At 41.0% G+C, this 16,674-nt stretch carries 15 protein-coding genes; 2 read left to right on the top strand and 13 right to left on the bottom strand.

From position 1 onward, the window contains the following. Position 1 precedes the first annotated feature (1 nt). The 10 genes from L1765_RS09155 to L1765_RS09200 form a co-directional block, all read right to left on the bottom strand. Positions 2–928 (bottom strand): ABC transporter permease, encoded by a 927-nt coding sequence (locus L1765_RS09155; RefSeq protein ID WP_236406496.1) that lies wholly within the window; start codon positions 926–928, stop codon positions 2–4. A gap of 121 nt (positions 929–1,049) precedes the next feature. Then, positions 1,050–2,723, bottom strand: a complete 1,674-nt coding sequence (locus L1765_RS09160) for a peptide ABC transporter substrate-binding protein (RefSeq protein ID WP_236406497.1) — start codon at positions 2,721–2,723, stop codon at positions 1,050–1,052. 262 nt (positions 2,724–2,985) lie between these two features. Further along, positions 2,986–3,198 (bottom strand): YneF family protein, encoded by a 213-nt coding sequence (locus tag L1765_RS09165; RefSeq protein WP_236406498.1) that lies wholly within the window; start codon positions 3,196–3,198, stop codon positions 2,986–2,988. 144 nt (positions 3,199–3,342) lie between these two features. Then, the gene (locus L1765_RS09170; protein WP_236406499.1) at positions 3,343–4,179 is read right to left on the bottom strand and encodes a hypothetical protein; all 837 of its coding nucleotides are present in this window, start codon (positions 4,177–4,179) and stop codon (positions 3,343–3,345) included. Between the two features lie 201 nt (positions 4,180–4,380). After that, complete coding sequence (locus L1765_RS09175) at positions 4,381–5,247, bottom strand: CvfB family protein (protein ID WP_236406501.1); 867 nt, start codon at positions 5,245–5,247, stop codon at positions 4,381–4,383. Positions 5,248–5,339: 92 nt separating this feature from the next. Then, the gene (locus tag L1765_RS09180) at positions 5,340–5,651 is read right to left on the bottom strand and encodes a 4a-hydroxytetrahydrobiopterin dehydratase (RefSeq protein ID WP_236406502.1); all 312 of its coding nucleotides are present in this window, start codon (positions 5,649–5,651) and stop codon (positions 5,340–5,342) included. Positions 5,652–5,787: 136 nt separating this feature from the next. Then, positions 5,788–6,999 carry a YheC/YheD family endospore coat-associated protein gene (locus L1765_RS09185; RefSeq protein ID WP_236406504.1) on the bottom strand — a complete coding sequence of 404 codons (1,212 nt, stop codon included), beginning with the start codon at positions 6,997–6,999 and terminating at the stop codon, positions 5,788–5,790. Between the two features lie 98 nt (positions 7,000–7,097). After that, positions 7,098–7,922, bottom strand: coding sequence for an oligopeptide ABC transporter permease (gene opp4C / locus L1765_RS09190; RefSeq protein ID WP_407942243.1), 825 nt, complete (start codon positions 7,920–7,922; stop codon positions 7,098–7,100). 85 nt (positions 7,923–8,007) lie between these two features. After that, on the bottom strand, positions 8,008–8,958 hold the full coding sequence (locus L1765_RS09195; protein ID WP_236406507.1) for an ABC transporter permease: 951 nt from the start codon (positions 8,956–8,958) through the stop codon (positions 8,008–8,010). A 63-nt stretch (positions 8,959–9,021) separates the two neighbouring features. After that, on the bottom strand, positions 9,022–10,713 hold the full coding sequence (locus tag L1765_RS09200; RefSeq protein WP_236406508.1) for a peptide-binding protein: 1,692 nt from the start codon (positions 10,711–10,713) through the stop codon (positions 9,022–9,024). A 178-nt stretch (positions 10,714–10,891) separates the two neighbouring features. Between L1765_RS09200 and L1765_RS09205 the strand changes: the two genes are divergently transcribed. Together L1765_RS09205 and L1765_RS09210 are read left to right on the top strand one after the other, a co-directional pair. Then, positions 10,892–11,815 carry a transposase gene (locus L1765_RS09205; protein ID WP_236406509.1) on the top strand — a complete coding sequence of 308 codons (924 nt, stop codon included), beginning with the start codon at positions 10,892–10,894 and terminating at the stop codon, positions 11,813–11,815. Between the two features lie 150 nt (positions 11,816–11,965). After that, entirely contained in the window at positions 11,966–12,169 is a 204-nt protein-coding gene (locus tag L1765_RS09210; protein ID WP_236406510.1) for a hypothetical protein, read from the top strand. A gap of 201 nt (positions 12,170–12,370) precedes the next feature. Here L1765_RS09210 and L1765_RS09215 read toward each other — a convergent pair whose 3' ends face one another. The 3 genes from L1765_RS09215 to L1765_RS09225 all read right to left on the bottom strand — a co-directional run bounded on the left by L1765_RS09215 (position 12,371) and on the right by L1765_RS09225 (position 16,664). Further along, positions 12,371–13,333 (bottom strand): ABC transporter ATP-binding protein, encoded by a 963-nt coding sequence (locus L1765_RS09215; RefSeq protein ID WP_268928820.1) that lies wholly within the window; start codon positions 13,331–13,333, stop codon positions 12,371–12,373. Then, the gene (locus L1765_RS09220) at positions 13,333–14,313 is read right to left on the bottom strand and encodes an ABC transporter ATP-binding protein (RefSeq protein WP_236406511.1); all 981 of its coding nucleotides are present in this window, start codon (positions 14,311–14,313) and stop codon (positions 13,333–13,335) included. The genes L1765_RS09215 and L1765_RS09220 overlap by 1 nt, the downstream gene beginning before the upstream one ends. Positions 14,314–14,564: 251 nt before the next feature. Further along, on the bottom strand, positions 14,565–16,664 hold the full coding sequence (locus L1765_RS09225) for a TRAP transporter permease (protein WP_236406513.1): 2,100 nt from the start codon (positions 16,662–16,664) through the stop codon (positions 14,565–14,567). Positions 16,665–16,674 lie beyond the last annotated feature (10 nt).

Below are 16,674 nucleotides of genomic sequence, written 5' to 3' on the forward strand. Positions count from 1 at the left end.
GTTAATCCCTCCTTGTCAGCTTGATGCGTGGGTCTATTAAGGTATAAGCAATATCCACTACGAATATAAACAAAACCAGGATGGTACTGTAAAAAACGGCTGTTCCCAGAATAACCGGATAATCCCTGTCTGTAATCCCCATGACGAAGTACCTTCCCATTCCAGGTATACCAAATATTTGTTCAATCACGAAACTTCCCGTCAAAATTCCAGCGGAAATCGGCCCCAAAACGGTTACCACCGGAATTAAGGCATTTCTGAGAACATGGCGGAAAACCAGGCGAAATCCTATCACTCCTTTGGCGATGGCTGTTTGCACATAGTCCATGGAAAGAACCTCTAAAATACTGGATCGGGTTAATCGTGCAATATATGCCATAGGTGCCAATGCCAAAGCAACGGACGGGAGCACCGTATGTTTCCATGTCCCCCAAGTTGCCACTGGAAACCAATCCAGTTTCACCGCAAAATAATTAATAAGAATTGTTGCCATAATAAAGCTGGGTACAGAAATTCCAATGATAGCAAATATCATGGACAGATAATCTAACCATCCGTTATGCCGCATAGCAGCGATGATTCCAAAAAATATGCCAAACACGACAGCAGTGAGAACTGCCTGGATTCCCAGTTGGGCAGATACGGGAAATCCATCGGCAATTAATTGGTTGACTCCCCGGGTTTCCGATTTGATTGACGGCCCCAGGTCAAAAGTGACGATCCCCTTTAAATACTTCACATATTGAACGATCAGAGGATCATCCAGTCCGTAATAGGCACGGAGATTTTTTAAGACCTGCTCGGGAATGCGATTTTCGCTGGTAAAGGGATCTCCAGGTATCGCATTCATCAGCAGAAAAGTAATGGTAACAATTACAAATAAAGTTACAATGATTCCTATAAAACGTTGGATCAAAAATTGTTGCATAAACTCCCTCCTCTTCCTAAAATAACAGGCCTAAAACATAACGGAGCAAGTACAAGATCAAGAGGAAAATAGAGAGGAATGTGATGTCACATCCCTCTCCCACGGAGTTGTTTTCAATCTTTTACTCTACATAAGCTTCACGAAAATCAATGGCCTGTATGGGATAACGATAGATGTTCTTTACATTTTCTTGCTGCAAATACACTTTGGTACCGAAGTACAATGGGGCTAAGGCCATTTCATCAATCAGAACTTTCTCGGCATCTACCATTAGTTGAGCTCTTTTGTTAAGATCCAATTCCACTTCTGCGGCTTTAACCAACCGATCATATTCCGGAATAGATACCCTGCTGTAGTTATAAACATCACCGGTTGTAAATTGTCCCATCAAGTTATGGGCATCATCATAGTCGGCACCAGTACTATAAATCGCTAACTGATAATCTCCACCTTTAACGGTTTGGACAAATACCTTGCGCTCCATTGTTTTTAATTCAACTTCGATCCCAAGATTCTTTTTCCACATTTCTTGCAAAGCCTGACTTAACTTATTGTAAGTATCATTTGTGTAGAAGAGCAGTGACACCTTTGGCAAGCTGGAAATCCCTTTTTCCTTAAGTCCTTCAGCCAATAAAGCTTTAGCGGTTTCCACATCATTATCTTTATAAAGGGCATCTCCGGCCAGTTTCCTGAATTCTCCGGCCCCACTGCTTAACCCATAAGGAATAAAGGCAAGGGCAGGAATTTCTCCTCCCTGGGTCACTTTGTCAACAATTAACTGTCGATTGATTGCTAAACTAAGGGCTGATCTTATCTTTGGATTATCAAATACATCATCTTCGTGGTTAAAGCGTAGGTATACCACTCTGGGCAGAGGTATGGACCCTGCTTTTCCTTCTGCAACCAGTTTGCTCCGAATATTGGTTGGCGGGTTATCCGACACATCTAATTGCCCAGATTGGAACAGTTGATATTCGGTATTTTGATCATTTACCATAATCCATCTTAATTTTTCTAATTTTACTACGTCTTTGGCCCAATAATTTTCATTTGGAATCATCACGATCTCTTGATCGTGCTTCCAGCTTTCCATCTTGAAGGGTCCGTTTGAAACAAAGGTGCTGGCTTCTGCCGCCCAATTTGGATTTGACTCGGCAACATCCTTGTTAATTGGAAGCAATGTAAAGAAAGCGGTTAATCCCAGGAAAAATGAAGTGGGCCGTTCTAAAGTAACTTCTAGCGTATATTCATCAATTGCCCTTAGCCCTAATTGGGAAGGATCTGTGAGTGTTCCTTCATTGTAAGCGACTCCATTTTTAATAAAGAAAAGATTGCTCCCCAATGGGGCAGCCGTTTCAGGTCTTAAAACCCTTTCCCAGGAATAAATGAAATCTTCAGCTGTCACCGGATCGCCATTGGACCATTTTGCATCTTGATTTAAGTAGAAAGTATAAGTGGTTCCGTCATCGGAAATTTTCCATTCCTTAGCAACCCCTGGCACAATGTTGCCGTCTTTATCAAAGCGAACCAATCCTTCAAATAACTGGTTTGCAATATCTCCGGCAATTTGATTGTCAATTAACGCAGGGTCCAGACTGGGGGGCTCGGATAACGCATTAACAGTAATGACTTGCTCCTTTGACATTTGAACAGGAGCCTGGACATTATTCTCTACCTTCTTATTTCCATTGTTATCTGAAGGTGCACTGGTTTCATTTGCTCCCTTTCCGCAACCGGTTAATATCAGCATCAAGCTCATCACGATTAGAAAATAATAGATAAGTTTCTTTTTCATAATAATCCCCCTTTTAAATATTGTAAATAGTATGAATTTTTGGTGTTCATCTCCTCCTTTTTTGCCTGAGATAAACAGCGCCATAGTGTAAAAATGACAGGTCCCATAAAAAAAAGCCACGAATTGAAGAGGCGGCACTACCACCTCCTGTCGCAGCTCCATTCTGATTACTAAAAAACTGTATGGCGCTTATGTTGATTGTTAAAATATAAAATTATTCAAAAACATAATAACAATGTTAAATGTTTCTTGTCAAACTTTTTTACTTTTTCATTTTATTCTGCATAGACTTTATTTGTTTCAGCTGCTTTTGATTTAAATTATATCCCATTTTTTTCGCCATTTCGCGCAATTGATGATCATCAAATGACATATTGGTCATCTGTTTTTTTAAGTATTGGACTCCTCCAAAAAAACCGATGGCAATACCAACAACTCCTGTTACGATGGGAAGCACAATATTAACCCAGCTCATTTTATATCACCTCAAACATTGGTATCATAACGTACTTAGTTTATCAGGTTTTTGCAATAGCGAAAAGACAAACGGCCGCTTTTTTGGCAGCCGCTTTTAACCAATTTTGAGGATTAGTTATTGAACTTTTTTTACTCTATTTTTTCATTCCATTCCCTCAATCACTTCAGATACATCACCATGCCAGTTATGGTACCAAACGGAACCTGTATAACTGCTTACACTTAACATTCCAACGGTCTTTCCATCCTTCTCAACATGAAGAGTATAATATCCATAAAACTGATGGCCATCATCAGTCGCAATTAAATCTTCATCTACCCTTGAAAGGTAATCATTAGCCAGTTGAACCGCTTTATCCATGGAAATCCTTACGTTTTCTTCAGCGTTCGTGTCGCCGCCATTTTGTCCGTACCAGTAGCCTGAACCCATCATACCGCCCATTCCTCCACGACCCATCATGCCGTATTTTTGATTCCACATCATGTTGGGTCCTTGTTCAGGATATATCGCTCCAGTGTATGGGTTTACCAACAGTTCAAATGCACCCCTGCCGGTATCCTGTTCCATCACTGAAACATAGTAGTCGCTATTGGAAAACTTGAAAAGATCCCCAATGACCAAATCACTATTGAAATACTCAATATATTTCTCTACCTTATTAATCAGCTCATCATCACTTAAGGGTTCTCCGGTATAATCTTCATATGAGCCGTACCCACCCATCATGCCATAGCCACCATATCCTCCCATCATTCCGTACCCACCGGAACCGCCCATCATTCCGCCCATACCACCATAGCCATTCCAGTTTTCATCGTTCCAGTCATTCCAACCATTCCATCCATTCATCATGTTACCAAAAAATCCACCCATCATATTTCCAAATCCACCGTAAAATCCTGATGCATACCCCGTTGATCCAAAAATAACCAAACCCGCAACAAGAAGCAAAATTAGTAATACATTCCTGTTTTTCATTGTTCATTTCCTCCTCTTTTAATTTATAGCTGCTTTTTGTGTTTGATGCTTTTCTTATTTATACTATACGGGGTATTTATTAATTTCTTATGAAGGAAATTTGAACAATTGTGAACAAAAAATGAATTCTTTATCTCCGTCTAAACAGGTTACTTGGGCTATTTCGTTTCCTCTCAGATTGTTTTCTCTAATTTTGTTGCTTTACTGATCCTGTTTCAGATATGTCCACCCATCCTTTTGGTATACTTTTCCTTCCTTCAGCAACTTACCTAAAGCCCTTTTAAAGGCCGCTTTACTTAAATTAAATTTTTGCCTGAGCACTTCTGGGCTTGTTTCATCGCTGTATGGCATCATGCCATTCCTTGACTGGAGGTGTTGAAGAATCAATAAAGCATCCCTCCCATAACGTTCTTCCTTTTTGGGGAGAAGGGTAAGATTTACTTTTCCATCAGGTCGTACCCACTTTACCCGAGCCTTCAGTTTTTCCCCTAATCTCACTTTATAACCCTCAGCTTCATCACGATGAAGGAACGCAATGTAACCATCTTCAGTCAATAAAAAAGCTCCTAGATGAAACACATGATAAATGGTACCTGTCACAAATTTATTCACCAAAGAAGGGGGAGCTTCTTTTGACAGAGGCAGAATATTTTCTTCCTTTCCCAATATGCCAAGCATCCTCCCCTGCTTATCATAGGAAATCCCCACAAACAATATGTCACCTGCTCTAGGCCACTGCTCCTTATCCGTAGGCATTTCATCCTTTGAAACCAGCAAATCCTTATGAATTCCTATATCTACATATACCCCGAGCCTGGAATTCACATCAGCAACCGTTAAAAATTTATATTCCCCTTCTGTGATTTTTGGCGTTAACATGGTGGCAGCCAAACGATTCTTGGAATCGTGATATAAAAACACTTCCAGCAGCTGACCCAACTTCACTTGTCCAACTACTTCAGATTGATGAAGAAGAACATCTTCCTCGCCATTGGACAAAAAATAACCGAAAGGAGCTTGCCTTTCTACCTTTAACTTTACTTTATTACCTGCTTTCAATTTCTCCATGAAAAATCTCCTTAAATCAATGTTATAGATGTGGATTTATCCCTTCTATAGTATGTCTTTTCTTAGCAAAAAGCAAAAAAAAGCGGGACTTTCTAATGTCCCAGCCGCTTTTTCTTATTGTTTCCCAGCATTTTATTCAATCTCTGGGCAAACGCGAAATCCTTCCCGGTCATTCCCTGTACATCCCATGTCCTTAGGGTAAGACTCACTTTATTATAGTTGATGGTGATCAAAGGATGATGGTTCATATCCCTGGCCAGTCCGGCAACCTCATTCACAAAATGCATGGCTTCGTCAAAATTTGAAAAATCAAAGACTCTTTCGATTGCATCCATATCCTTCAGTTTCCATCCCGGAATATTTCCCAGATTATATTGGATTTGCTCAGGGGAAAGTCTTGACATGCAACCGCCTCCTTAAGAAAATGTGGTTTATCTACTTATTCCCACTATTTATTCATTTGAAACCTCCGTATAGTTATTCTTATGAATTTTATAAAAAAGCCTGTTGTTCCAGGCTTTTTAGTTTCTATTGAACTTTCTATTGAACTTTATCTTGATCTTTTAAATGTTCTTTCTCTTGATCTCTCTCTTGGTCCATTTGCTCCATCGGATGAACTTGATCCGTTTCTTCAGCAGCTTCCATCGGTTGATACTGCATAACTTTCGGATATTTCGCTTCCATTGAATGACAAAGATATGCGGCATACGCCATTGGATTTTCGTACGTTCTCCTGAACGATGCATGTTCCTTGGCAGATTCGAAGGAATACCGCTGGTCCCTTACATTCACTTCAATAAACCAGGGATACCCAGTCCTATCTATACCCATATCCAATCCTAAATCTGCAATATTTTCATATTCCTGATTTAATGTTTCTGCAATGAGAAGAGATGTTTTTTCTATTTCTTTCAACAGTTCTTCTTTTTTCTCATGAAAGGAGCTCTGCTCCAAGACTTTTTCCAACGGAATGGCCTTGCCTCCTCTGGCAAGATTGGTTACCTTTTTCCTTAAGGCTGCTACTTTAGCCACCATTCCGGCAACCATCCATTTCCCATCCTGGCCCTTCTGGACAGAGACCCGGATATCAAAGGGGGAGCCATTTATTTTTGCCAGCCTTACATCCTGCTGAATAAGACAGTTTCTGCGAAGGGTCCGAAGAAACCGGACCAATTCCCTTTTTGACCAAACTTTTTCAGATCCATCCCAAAAGGAAAGCTTATACGCTTTGTATTCCAATTTCCTGATCCGAATGATTCCTCTTCCCACACTTCCGATCACCGGCTTCAGATAAATGGCGTGATGCTTCTCTATAAGAGAGAAGACATCCTTTGCTTTTCTTAGTGGAATGGTCTCGGGGAGGTAAGGCCTGATTTCTTCATTTCTCAGGAGAACCGTATGAACCATCCATTTGTTTCGATTAATCATCGGATTAAAGAGACAAACATTCTCCATGTTTTGCAAGCGATACAATTTTCGATTCAGGCTTGGATTGGTTGTCAGCATTCTGTTATGAATGACACATGGAATCGGCTTAACCGCTGGAAAATACCCCTGTCCGTCCCCTCGCATAAATCCTTTGACCCGCCCTTTATTCAGATCAATTCCGCCAATGTCAAAGAAGAGCACTTCAAGATCATACTGCCCGGCTAAATCGGTATACCAATTTACCCGCTCAAAAGAAGGTCTTCCCAGCAAAGCACGTCGCAAAATAAACCGGTCCAATAAAACCCCAACAACTACCCTATCCATTTCCATTCTCCTCCTTCAACTTACCTTATCCTATTCAGATAAAAGGAGGGAATAAATAGAACAGGAGCCCAAAATACCGCCTATTCAACCAAATCAGACTATTCTTTGGGATCTAATGCATCCCTTAGACCGTCTCCGACAAAATTAAATGCTAGTACTGTTAATAAAATCATTAGTCCTGGTAAAAATGGATACCACGGAGCTTCCAACATGATTGTAATACTTTGAGCACTTTGTAACATATTTCCCCAACTAGGCGTTGGTGGTTGAATTCCTAAACCTAAATAACTTAATCCAGATTCTGCCAATATTACCCCCCCTACGCCCAAAGTGGCAGAAACAATGATCGGTCCCATAGCATTCGGTAATAAATGACGTACAATGATCCTTGCATCAGACATTCCTATTGTCTTTGCTGCTAAAACGAATTCCCGTTCCTTTAATGAGAGAAATTCACCTCTAACCAAACGCGCTGTGCCTGTCCAACCAAGAATCGCAAATATGATAATAATATTTTTTAAATCAGGTCCTATTATGGATACAACTGTAATCAATAGAAAAATAGAGGGAAAAGATAAAAGAATATCTACAATTCTCATCAATATATTATCAATCCATTTCCCATAATATCCAGCGATTGCCCCAACAACTGTACCGATCAGGATGGATCCTGTTACTGATACGAAGCCTACTAACAATGAAACCCTGCCCCCATAAATTACTCTTGTAAACAAATCTCTTCCAAACTCATCAGTCCCAAAGTAATATTCTGAACTGGGAGGATGCAGTCGTTTTAATAGATTTTGTTGATCAACCTCATAGGGAGTGATGAAATCAGCAAAAAGGGAAAGTAAAATAATAAATACAATAAATATAAGGCTAGAAACAGCCAACTTATTTTTCCGAAATCTGCGCCAGGTCATTTTAGCTAAACTGGTATTTCTAGACTTGTTAACGGGAACTGAATCCGACGGATTGGTTACAGTTTCCAAAGTTTTCCCTCCCCTTTTATTTATAGTTGATCCGTGGATCAAGTAATGCATATAGAATATCAGCGATTAGATTTCCAATGACCACCAATACAGCTGAAATCATAGTTATGCCCATAATAACGGGATAATCTCTCATAAACACAGAATCAATAAACAATAATCCTATCCCGGGCCATCCAAAAACTTTTTCTGTTAATACTGCTCCACCAAAAAAAACAGGAAGGGTTAAACCAAATATTGTTACAAGGGGAATCAATCCATTTCTTAGTCCATGTTTATAAATCACGAGATGCTTTTTCAATCCCTTTGCACGAGCTGTTCTCATATAATCCTGATTTAATACTTCCAACATACTGGCCCGAGTGTATCTTGTTAATCCTGCCATATCTGCCGTACCCAAAGTGATCATAGGAAGAATCAGATGCTGTATTCGATCCCAAATACTAAATGGAGCATTTAATGTCTGGGCACCACCTGCCGGCAGCCAATCAAGATATACAGCAAATGCCATTATTAGCATTAACCCAAGCCAAAAATTAGGAGTTGCTAGTCCCAAAAAGGCAAAAAATGTAGCGGCATTATCAACGAATGTATTCTTCTTTCTAGCGGCTAATACTCCAATTGGTATAGAGAGGACGGCAGCAAAAATAAATGCCGCTCCCATTAATAGAAGGGTATTAGGCAAACGAGCTAGAATTAAATCGCTAACCGGAACATCCCTTACAAAAGAAATGCCAAAATCTCCAGATACAAAATCACCTAGCCAACGTATGTACTGTATATAAAATGGATCATTTAAACCTAATTCCTGTATAACTGCTTCCCGATCCTCTTGTGCGATGGAAGGATCCAATTGTAATTCGATAGGACCTCCGGGAGCCAGATACATGACACCAAAGGAAATGAGGGATATTCCAATCAATAGTGGAATAGCCTGTAAAATTCTTCTAAAAATATAACCTCCCATTCGAATCCCCCCTTACTTTATTAAAGGAGGGCCGGGTAAAGCCAGCCCTCCTCCATAGTGTATTTACTTTTCGATCCACCACTTATGGGGCTGATAAATCTGAGATTTTGGGTGGAAGGTATATCCCTTAAATCCAACTGGGAAGGCACGATTTCCAATAGGATAGTAAAGGAAAGTATAAGGTTGTTCCTCTGAAATAGCTGCTTGAATCTCACCTAGTACCTTTTTCCGTTCGGCCTGATCCAGAATTTTTGTATTCTTCTCCATTAATTTGTCCAGATCTGGACGGTTGAATGATACAAAGTTAAATCCTTCTTCAATCTCTTTCGAATGCCAAAGATCGGTTGGGTCAGGATAGGTGGAAAGGCTCCAGCCCAAGATGATCGCATCAAATTTCTTAGGCATGACATAGTCGTTGATAAATGCACTCCATTCCATCAAGCGTGGCTTTGCCTCAACCCCTACTTCCTTCAACTGCTGTTGAGCAATTTGGGCAATCATCTCACGGGATTTATTCCCTTGGTTTGTCATAAGTTCGAATGAGAACTTTTTTCCGTCCTTTTCTCGAATACCGTCACCATCCGTATCTTTCCAGCCTGCCTCTTCTAAAAGTTGCTTTGCTTTTTCCACATCATATTTGAACTTTGGTACATCCGGATTATAAGCCCAACTTAATGGACTTTCGGGAGTATGGGCTACCTCCCCTTGCCCATTAAGGACAGCATCAATAATTGCTTCCCTATCAAATGCATAAGTTAATGCTTGTCGTACTTTTTTATCCGCAAACAACGGATTAGCACCATTCCATCCAATATAGGTATAGGCAAGATCAAGACCACTAAATACCTGAATCTTTCCTTGCTCCTTCATTTTATTCCAGGTGTTAAATTCTGAGGCCGGGAGTTGACTCATCACATTAATCTCTCCCGATTGCAACTGAGCTAATAACGCATTTTGATCAGGAACAATTTTCCAAGTTATTGAATCTAAATAGGGTTTTCCTTCAAAATAATCGTCAAAACGTACTACTTTTACATATTCCCCTTCTACCCATTTGTCAAATTTAAATGGCCCAGTACCAATAGGGGATTTCGTATTAAATTCATTCTTTTCCAGCTCCTTCACCGGAACATCAGCAAGAATATGTTTGGGTAAGATTGGATAGCCTGGTACACGTTGTACAAAGTCAGCATCTACTTCTTTAATTTTGATTTGCACGGTATATTTGTCCAATGCGACTATACTTTCCACATTTTCAAAATCTGATTTACGGACGCTGACAAAGTCATCACTTAGGGGAAGAGTATAAGTGAATACCACATCGTCAGCAGTTAATTCTTCTCCATCATGCCACTTTACTCCTTGCTTTAGCTTAAACGTCCAAGTAAGACCATCATCTGTTATCTCCCAACTTTCTGCCAAATCGCCCATTGGTTCTAATTTCTCATTAACAGATGTCAATGAATTAAACATAGCAGCAATAATATCTCCGCTGGCTGTGTCACTAGCATAGAGAGCATTAAACGTGGTCGGCGCACCAATTGAACCAATAATTAAATCTCCCCCATACACAGGCTCCTGTTCAGCAGGTTTTTCGGCTCCTTTTGAGCTAGATCCGGTTGTTGTATCTGAAGCTGAACCTGTCGCATTTGAATTACTCTTCGGCTGATTAGTCTCTTCTGAAGATGAACAAGCTGTTAAGAGAATTGAAAACAACAAAATCCCAAATACCAAAACGTATCTTCTTAACTTCATCCCTTTACGTTCCCCCTTTTTTAATTACTCCAGAATTTTTTGAATGAAAAAACAAAAATTCACCTCCCGTATTTATTATAAGACTCTCGGAAATTCATTCCCGTTGTAGACTCTAGCTTTTCAGCCAGGGTCTTTTTTTGTTTCACCCCCAAAACAGAGATGTGAACAAACTTTCCTATTGACATTTTCAAAAACGCCCAACAATCGCCGAGGAGGCATTTTTTACTGCCTATCTCTCTTAAAGAATTGGGGTCTTACACTACTGCAGCAGTTTTACAGCGATTTAATTTTCTGGATCACTCCCGTCGATTTATCCGCGACCGCTTCCTTGATGCGCTCAAGTTACTCCCCGAAAACCAAAGGCCGGAAACCTCGCGACCCTGCAGACATGTTGCGCAGCTTGCTCATCATGACCAAGCTGGGGATGAGCGTTGATGACTGGGTTCGTGCGCTTCGCACCATGCCTGTTTATGCCATCCTCAGCGGCTTCACCCCTGACGATACGCCCGGCGTCGGCACGTTCTATGACTTCTTCCGAAGGCTTTGGAAGGCATCCTCTCCCCATAAGACAGGACGCTTGAAACGCCGCTTGAAAAAACCGCGAAAGAAAGGTAAGAAGAACGAGAAGCAAGAACCCAAAAATCCGAAGATTACACAGAAGCTCGTCTCCCGCATCCTGCCCGAGGGCAAGATCCATTACACGTCCAAAGAACATGATCTGTTGCAACACCTGTTCCAGACGTTGTTCGTCCTGCCTTCTGCGGCAAAAGGGTTGATTGGCGACACCCGTCACTTTCGTGTCATTGGCGATGGCTCCCCGGTAGCAACCGGAGATCGTTCTTACGGAAAGTTCCTCTGCGACTGCCGCAAGACAGGCAACTGGCAGTGTGTCTGCAAACGCCAATTTTTCGATCCCGATGCCGACTGGGGATGGGACAGTTACCGCGAAAGATATTACTACGGCAGAACACTGTATATGTTCTGCGCGGCGGATAGCCCATACGATCTGCCGGTCTATCCCCGATTGTTCCGTGCCAGCCACAATGACACGGTGTCCTGGATTTGCGGATACCGCGAACTTCGTCACTGGTTTCCGGATTAGAAAGTGGGAGTGTCCTCATCCCTGTTCGGAATCAGAGTACGGACGAACCGTGTACACTTCCACAAAAGATAATCCGCGTTTCTTTCCGCGCATTCGTCGCGATAGCAAAGAATGGGCGGAACGCTATGCGCTGCGAACCGGAGTAGAACGATGCATCAAGCGTCAGAAGATCGATTACAAGTTGGAATCCTCCCGCGGCCGCAGCTCCCGGCATTGGAACATCCGGGCCTATCTCATTGCCATGTTTCAGCACACGGATGCATGGCCCGAATAAGCGAAGAAGCAAAACCAGCTTACGTCCGTTGCGGAATGGCTAAAAACCACAGCCTCCTTGGCCGTGTAGCTTATTTCTGAATACATACTTTTTTAAAAACCGATAAACTTCGGTGTTTTTGACATGCACATTTTTGAAAACAGCTTTCATATTTGCCTTCACATCGACATTTTTGCCTCATTCACCCCTCATTCGGACTCAGAACGATCGCTTTATTCCGAGCCACTATTTATGATTAAAAACAAGATAAAAGTGATCTTGCTTATTAAGCAAATAGCGTTTTATACGTATAGATGGCAGGCAACAAAATGTTCCTCATCCTTTAAAAACATTTTTGGAAGTTCTATTTTGCAACGCTCATGGACTTTAGGACATCTTGGATGAAATGAACATCCAGAAGGCGGATTGGCTGGGCTTGGTATATCGCCAGTCAATATAATCCTTTCCCTTTTTGCTCTTGGTTTTGGAACTGGTACAGCGGACAACAGGGCTTGTGTATAGGGATGTGCCGGATTTTGGTACAGGTTTTTTTTCGGTGCCAATTCCACGATCTTCCCCAAATACATCACACCGACATGATCACTAATATGCTTTACGACACTTAAATCATGGGAAATAAACAAATAGGTTAATTTGAACTCTTTTTGTAAATCCTGTAACAGATTAATGATTTGTGATTGAATAGAAACATCCAATGCCGAAACAGGTTCATCAGCAATAATTAATTTAGGTTGTAAAGCAAGTGCCCGGGCTATACCGATACGTTGACGTTGACCTCCTGAAAATTCATGGGGATATAAATCCGCATAGGAAGGTTTTAAGCCAACAACTTCAAGTAGATGGTACATTTTTTCTTCTTGCTCTTTTTTCCCTCCAATGTGATGTACCTTCAACGGTTCTTTTATCATCTCTCCAATCGTCATTCTTGGATTAAGAGAAGCAAAGGGGTCTTGAAAAACCATTTGCATCTCCCTTTTTAATTGTTTTTGTTTTGTCTTTTGTTTAGTTATGTTTATTCCATTAAATAAAATTTCGCCCTCTGAGGGTTCATACAATTGAAGTATTGTTCTCCCAACCGTACTTTTACCACAACCGGATTCCCCAACTAACCCCAAAGTTTCACCTTCACGTATTGAAAAGCTGACACCATCAACAGCTTTTATTAGCCCTACTGTACGTTGCATAAATCCTGACTTAACAGGAAAATATTTTTTAAGCCTCCTGACTTCTAACAGATTTCTCATTAGCTAAACACCTTCTTTGCCAAAAAACACCTTACCCTGTGGTTAGGACGTATAGTCTCCAAGGGAGGAACCGATACCCAACAGAACTTTTCCTGCCATTCACATCGCGGTGCAAAAGAACAACCATTCAGGAATTGATCCCCAGTAGGTACTGTCCCTTTAATAAAATTTAGCCGCTCTGTGTCATCTTCTAAGTTTGGTACCGATTTCATGAGACCAATCGTGTAGGGGTGAGAGGTATAACTATAAATATCCTCTACGTTAGCTTCTTCTACGACTTTACCGGCATACATAACGGCAACACGGTCTGCTAATTCAGCAACTACACCTAAATCGTGACTAATTAAAAGAATTGAAGTATTCATTTTTTCCTTTATCTTTTTAAGCACTTCAATGATTTGAGCTTGAATGGTAACGTCTAAGGCAGTGGTAGGTTCATCAGCAATAATTAGTTTAGGATTACAGGCAAGAGCCATTGCAATCATCACCCGCTGCCGCATCCCCCCAGATAACTGATGAGGATATTCATCAACCATTTCCTCCGCCCTTGGCAGTCCTACTTCTTTTAATAATTGAATCGTTCGCTGACGGGCATCCTTTCTATTCATATTCAAATGATATCGAAGAGATTCTGAGATTTGTTCTCCAATACGAAGGACCGGATTAAGAGAGGTCATAGGCTCTTGAAATATCATTGAAATCTCATTGCCACGTATAACATTCATCTCTTCATCAGATAATTGGGACAATTCTTTTCCTTGAAAAATAATAAAGCCATTTTCCACCCTTCCAGGAGGAGGGACTAATCCCATAATTGAAAGGGAGGTTACCGTTTTCCCACAGCCTGATTCACCTACTAATGCCAATACTTCTCTTTTTTGAATTGACAGGTTCACTCCATCCACGGCTGGAATTACCTTATTATCATCACAGTAGAAATAAATTTTAAGATCCTTGATGGATAATAAAGGCTCTTGCACTGAATGCCCTCCTTGTCGAAAAATGATTAAAATTGTCGTGAAATGTAGATATTTGTCGAAATCATCATTTTTTTCTAAATTTTAATTCCATGTTAATATTACTAAATAATTATTTAAAAGTAAATAATTTCTACCAAAGTTAATATCCTATTACAAAAAAATCTTGTATTTATGAAACACAAAAAAATAGCCCTGGTATCAAGGCTATTTATCAAGGCGATTCTATGCTAAATAGATCTTCCGTATCTTTTCTAACTGCTGATTTGTACAACCTCTTTTTGATTTCTCTGTAAAAGATATACGATAACTAGCGCGCCAATGCCAATCATATCCGTCCATAAACCTGGGTTAATTAATGTTAATCCGGCAACGAGTAAAATCAGCCGTTCCAGCCAATTACACGACCTTCGCAAATATCCCATCATGGCTGAACTGACCCCAATCATCCCCAACATGGCGGTAATTAAGGAGAAAATCACCTTTAAAGGAGTAGCTCCAACCAAAACCAATTGAGGGGATAACGTAAACATATATGGAATCAAGAATGCGGCAATGGCGATTTTGACCGCAGTCACTCCGGTATCAAAAGGGTTTGACCTTGCAATCCCTGATCCAGCGTAAGCGGCTAATGCAACCGGTGGAGTAATATCAGCCACAATTCCAAAATAGAACACAAAGAGATGTGCTGCAATCACCGGAACTCCCAATTCCAGGAGAGCAGGAGCTGCCATGGTTGCCGTGATGACATAATTTGCTGTCGTTGGTAACCCCATCCCCAAAACAATACTGGCGATCATTGTGAAAAAGAGGGTTAATAGAAGAATTCCTCCGGCCAAGTCAATAATACCCCCGGCAACTTTTAAACCTAATCCGGTTAATGTAACCACTCCAACGATGATTCCCGCTGAAGCCACTGCCGCAATCACCGACAGGGCAGACTTGGCCCCCTCCTCAAAAGTATGAAGGATATCTCGAAAATTCATCCGGGTTTCCTTTCTGAAAAGGCTTACGATAAAGGCTGTTAATATGCCCATATAAGCGGCCTTCATAGGAGATTGACCCGAAACCAAAATTGCAATGATGGCAATCAATGGAAGAAATAAATACCCCTTCTTGATGATCAGGTCTTTCAGGTCAGGAAGCTGTTCCTTAGGCAATCCCAAAATCCCCATCCTTTTCGATTCCAAATGGACGGAGATAAAAATTCCGGTAAAATAAAGGACTGCTGGGATTGCTGCCGCCAAGGCAATTTGACTATATGGCATATTGGTAAATTCAATCATTAAAAAGGCAGCTGCACCCATAATGGGTGGCATCAATTGTCCCCCCGTGGAAGCAGAGGCTTCAACCGCAGCAGCAAATTCTGGTCTGTAACCTGCTTTCTTCATTAAAGGAATGGTAAAACTTCCCGAACCAACCGTATTGGCAACAGAACTTCCTGTCACGGTCCCCTGCATGGCACTTGCCACAACGGCTGCCTTTGCCGGACCCCCAACGGATTTTCCTGTCAAAGCAAAGGCCAAGTCATTAAAAAATTGTCCTATTCCAGTTTTTCTCAAAACGACACCAAAGAATAAAAACAAATAAATAAACGTAGCAGATATCGCAATTGGAATCCCCAAAATCCCCTCGGTGCTTAAATAGGAATGGGTAATAATTCTTTCGATACTAAACCCGCGATGGGCCAAAAATCCCGGCATATAGGGTCCAAGATAAGCATACAGCAAGGCCAGGGAAGCAACCACGACAATAGGAAGTCCCACTGCTCTTCTTGCCGCTTCCAAAACCAACAAAACTCCTAATGCAGCCACAATGTAATCCTGTGAAATATATGCCCCGGTTCGGAAAATCACTTCTTTGTAAAAGATGACCTGGTAAAATCCAACCCCAACTCCCATAAAAGCAAGAAGACCATCATACCAAGGAATTCCCCACTTCGATTTTCCAGAAGCTATTCGGCTGATCAAAAATAAAGTAACGAATACAAGAACAGCAAACAGCGTTGGCAGATTGATTTGTTCTGAAATATAGAAATAAAAAGATATCAATATATACCCAATCGACAATAAAATGGAGAACCAAGGCAGTTTTCGATGCGCATCTCCTTTATGACTTGGATACAAAAGAAAAATTAGCCCTAATCCTAATCCAAGATGAAATCCCCTTTGTTGTTGGGATGGAAGAGTACCAAAAATGGCAGTATATAATTGGAAAGCAGTTAAGCTGATCGCCAGAAAACTGACGATGAATGCCCACTTCCCGATTTTTTTGCGAAACGCATGTTCCTTGTCGTATTTCTCCAATAGTTCTTCTTCGTTGAGAACTTCCTCCACTGCAAGATTCTTATTCAATTCTTCCTCC

The sequence above is a fragment of the Microaerobacter geothermalis genome, assembly GCF_021608135.1.
Lineage (GTDB): Bacteria > Bacillota > Bacilli > DSM-22679 > DSM-22679 > Microaerobacter > Microaerobacter geothermalis.

Bases quoted from the DNA above. Each gene is read 5' to 3' on its own strand.
- L1765_RS09155 (WP_236406496.1), bottom strand. From the start codon at position 928: ATGCAACAATTTTTGATCCAACGTTTTATAGGAATCATTGTAACTTTA.
- L1765_RS09160 (WP_236406497.1), bottom strand. From the start codon at position 2,723: ATGAAAAAGAAACTTATCTATTATTTTCTAATCGTGATGAGCTTGATG.
- L1765_RS09165 (WP_236406498.1), bottom strand. From the start codon at position 3,198: ATGAGCTGGGTTAATATTGTGCTTCCCATCGTAACAGGAGTTGTTGGT.
- L1765_RS09170 (WP_236406499.1), bottom strand. From the start codon at position 4,179: ATGAAAAACAGGAATGTATTACTAATTTTGCTTCTTGTTGCGGGTTTG.
- L1765_RS09175 (WP_236406501.1), bottom strand. From the start codon at position 5,247: ATGGAGAAATTGAAAGCAGGTAATAAAGTAAAGTTAAAGGTAGAAAGG.
- L1765_RS09180 (WP_236406502.1), bottom strand. From the start codon at position 5,651: ATGTCAAGACTTTCCCCTGAGCAAATCCAATATAATCTGGGAAATATT.
- L1765_RS09185 (WP_236406504.1), bottom strand. From the start codon at position 6,999: ATGGATAGGGTAGTTGTTGGGGTTTTATTGGACCGGTTTATTTTGCGA.
- opp4C (WP_407942243.1), bottom strand. From the start codon at position 7,922: ATGACCTGGCGCAGATTTCGGAAAAATAAGTTGGCTGTTTCTAGCCTT.
- L1765_RS09195 (WP_236406507.1), bottom strand. From the start codon at position 8,958: ATGGGAGGTTATATTTTTAGAAGAATTTTACAGGCTATTCCACTATTG.
- L1765_RS09200 (WP_236406508.1), bottom strand. From the start codon at position 10,713: ATGAAGTTAAGAAGATACGTTTTGGTATTTGGGATTTTGTTGTTTTCA.
- L1765_RS09210 (WP_236406510.1), top strand. From the start codon at position 11,966: ATGCATCAAGCGTCAGAAGATCGATTACAAGTTGGAATCCTCCCGCGG.
- L1765_RS09215 (WP_268928820.1), bottom strand. From the start codon at position 13,333: ATGAGAAATCTGTTAGAAGTCAGGAGGCTTAAAAAATATTTTCCTGTT.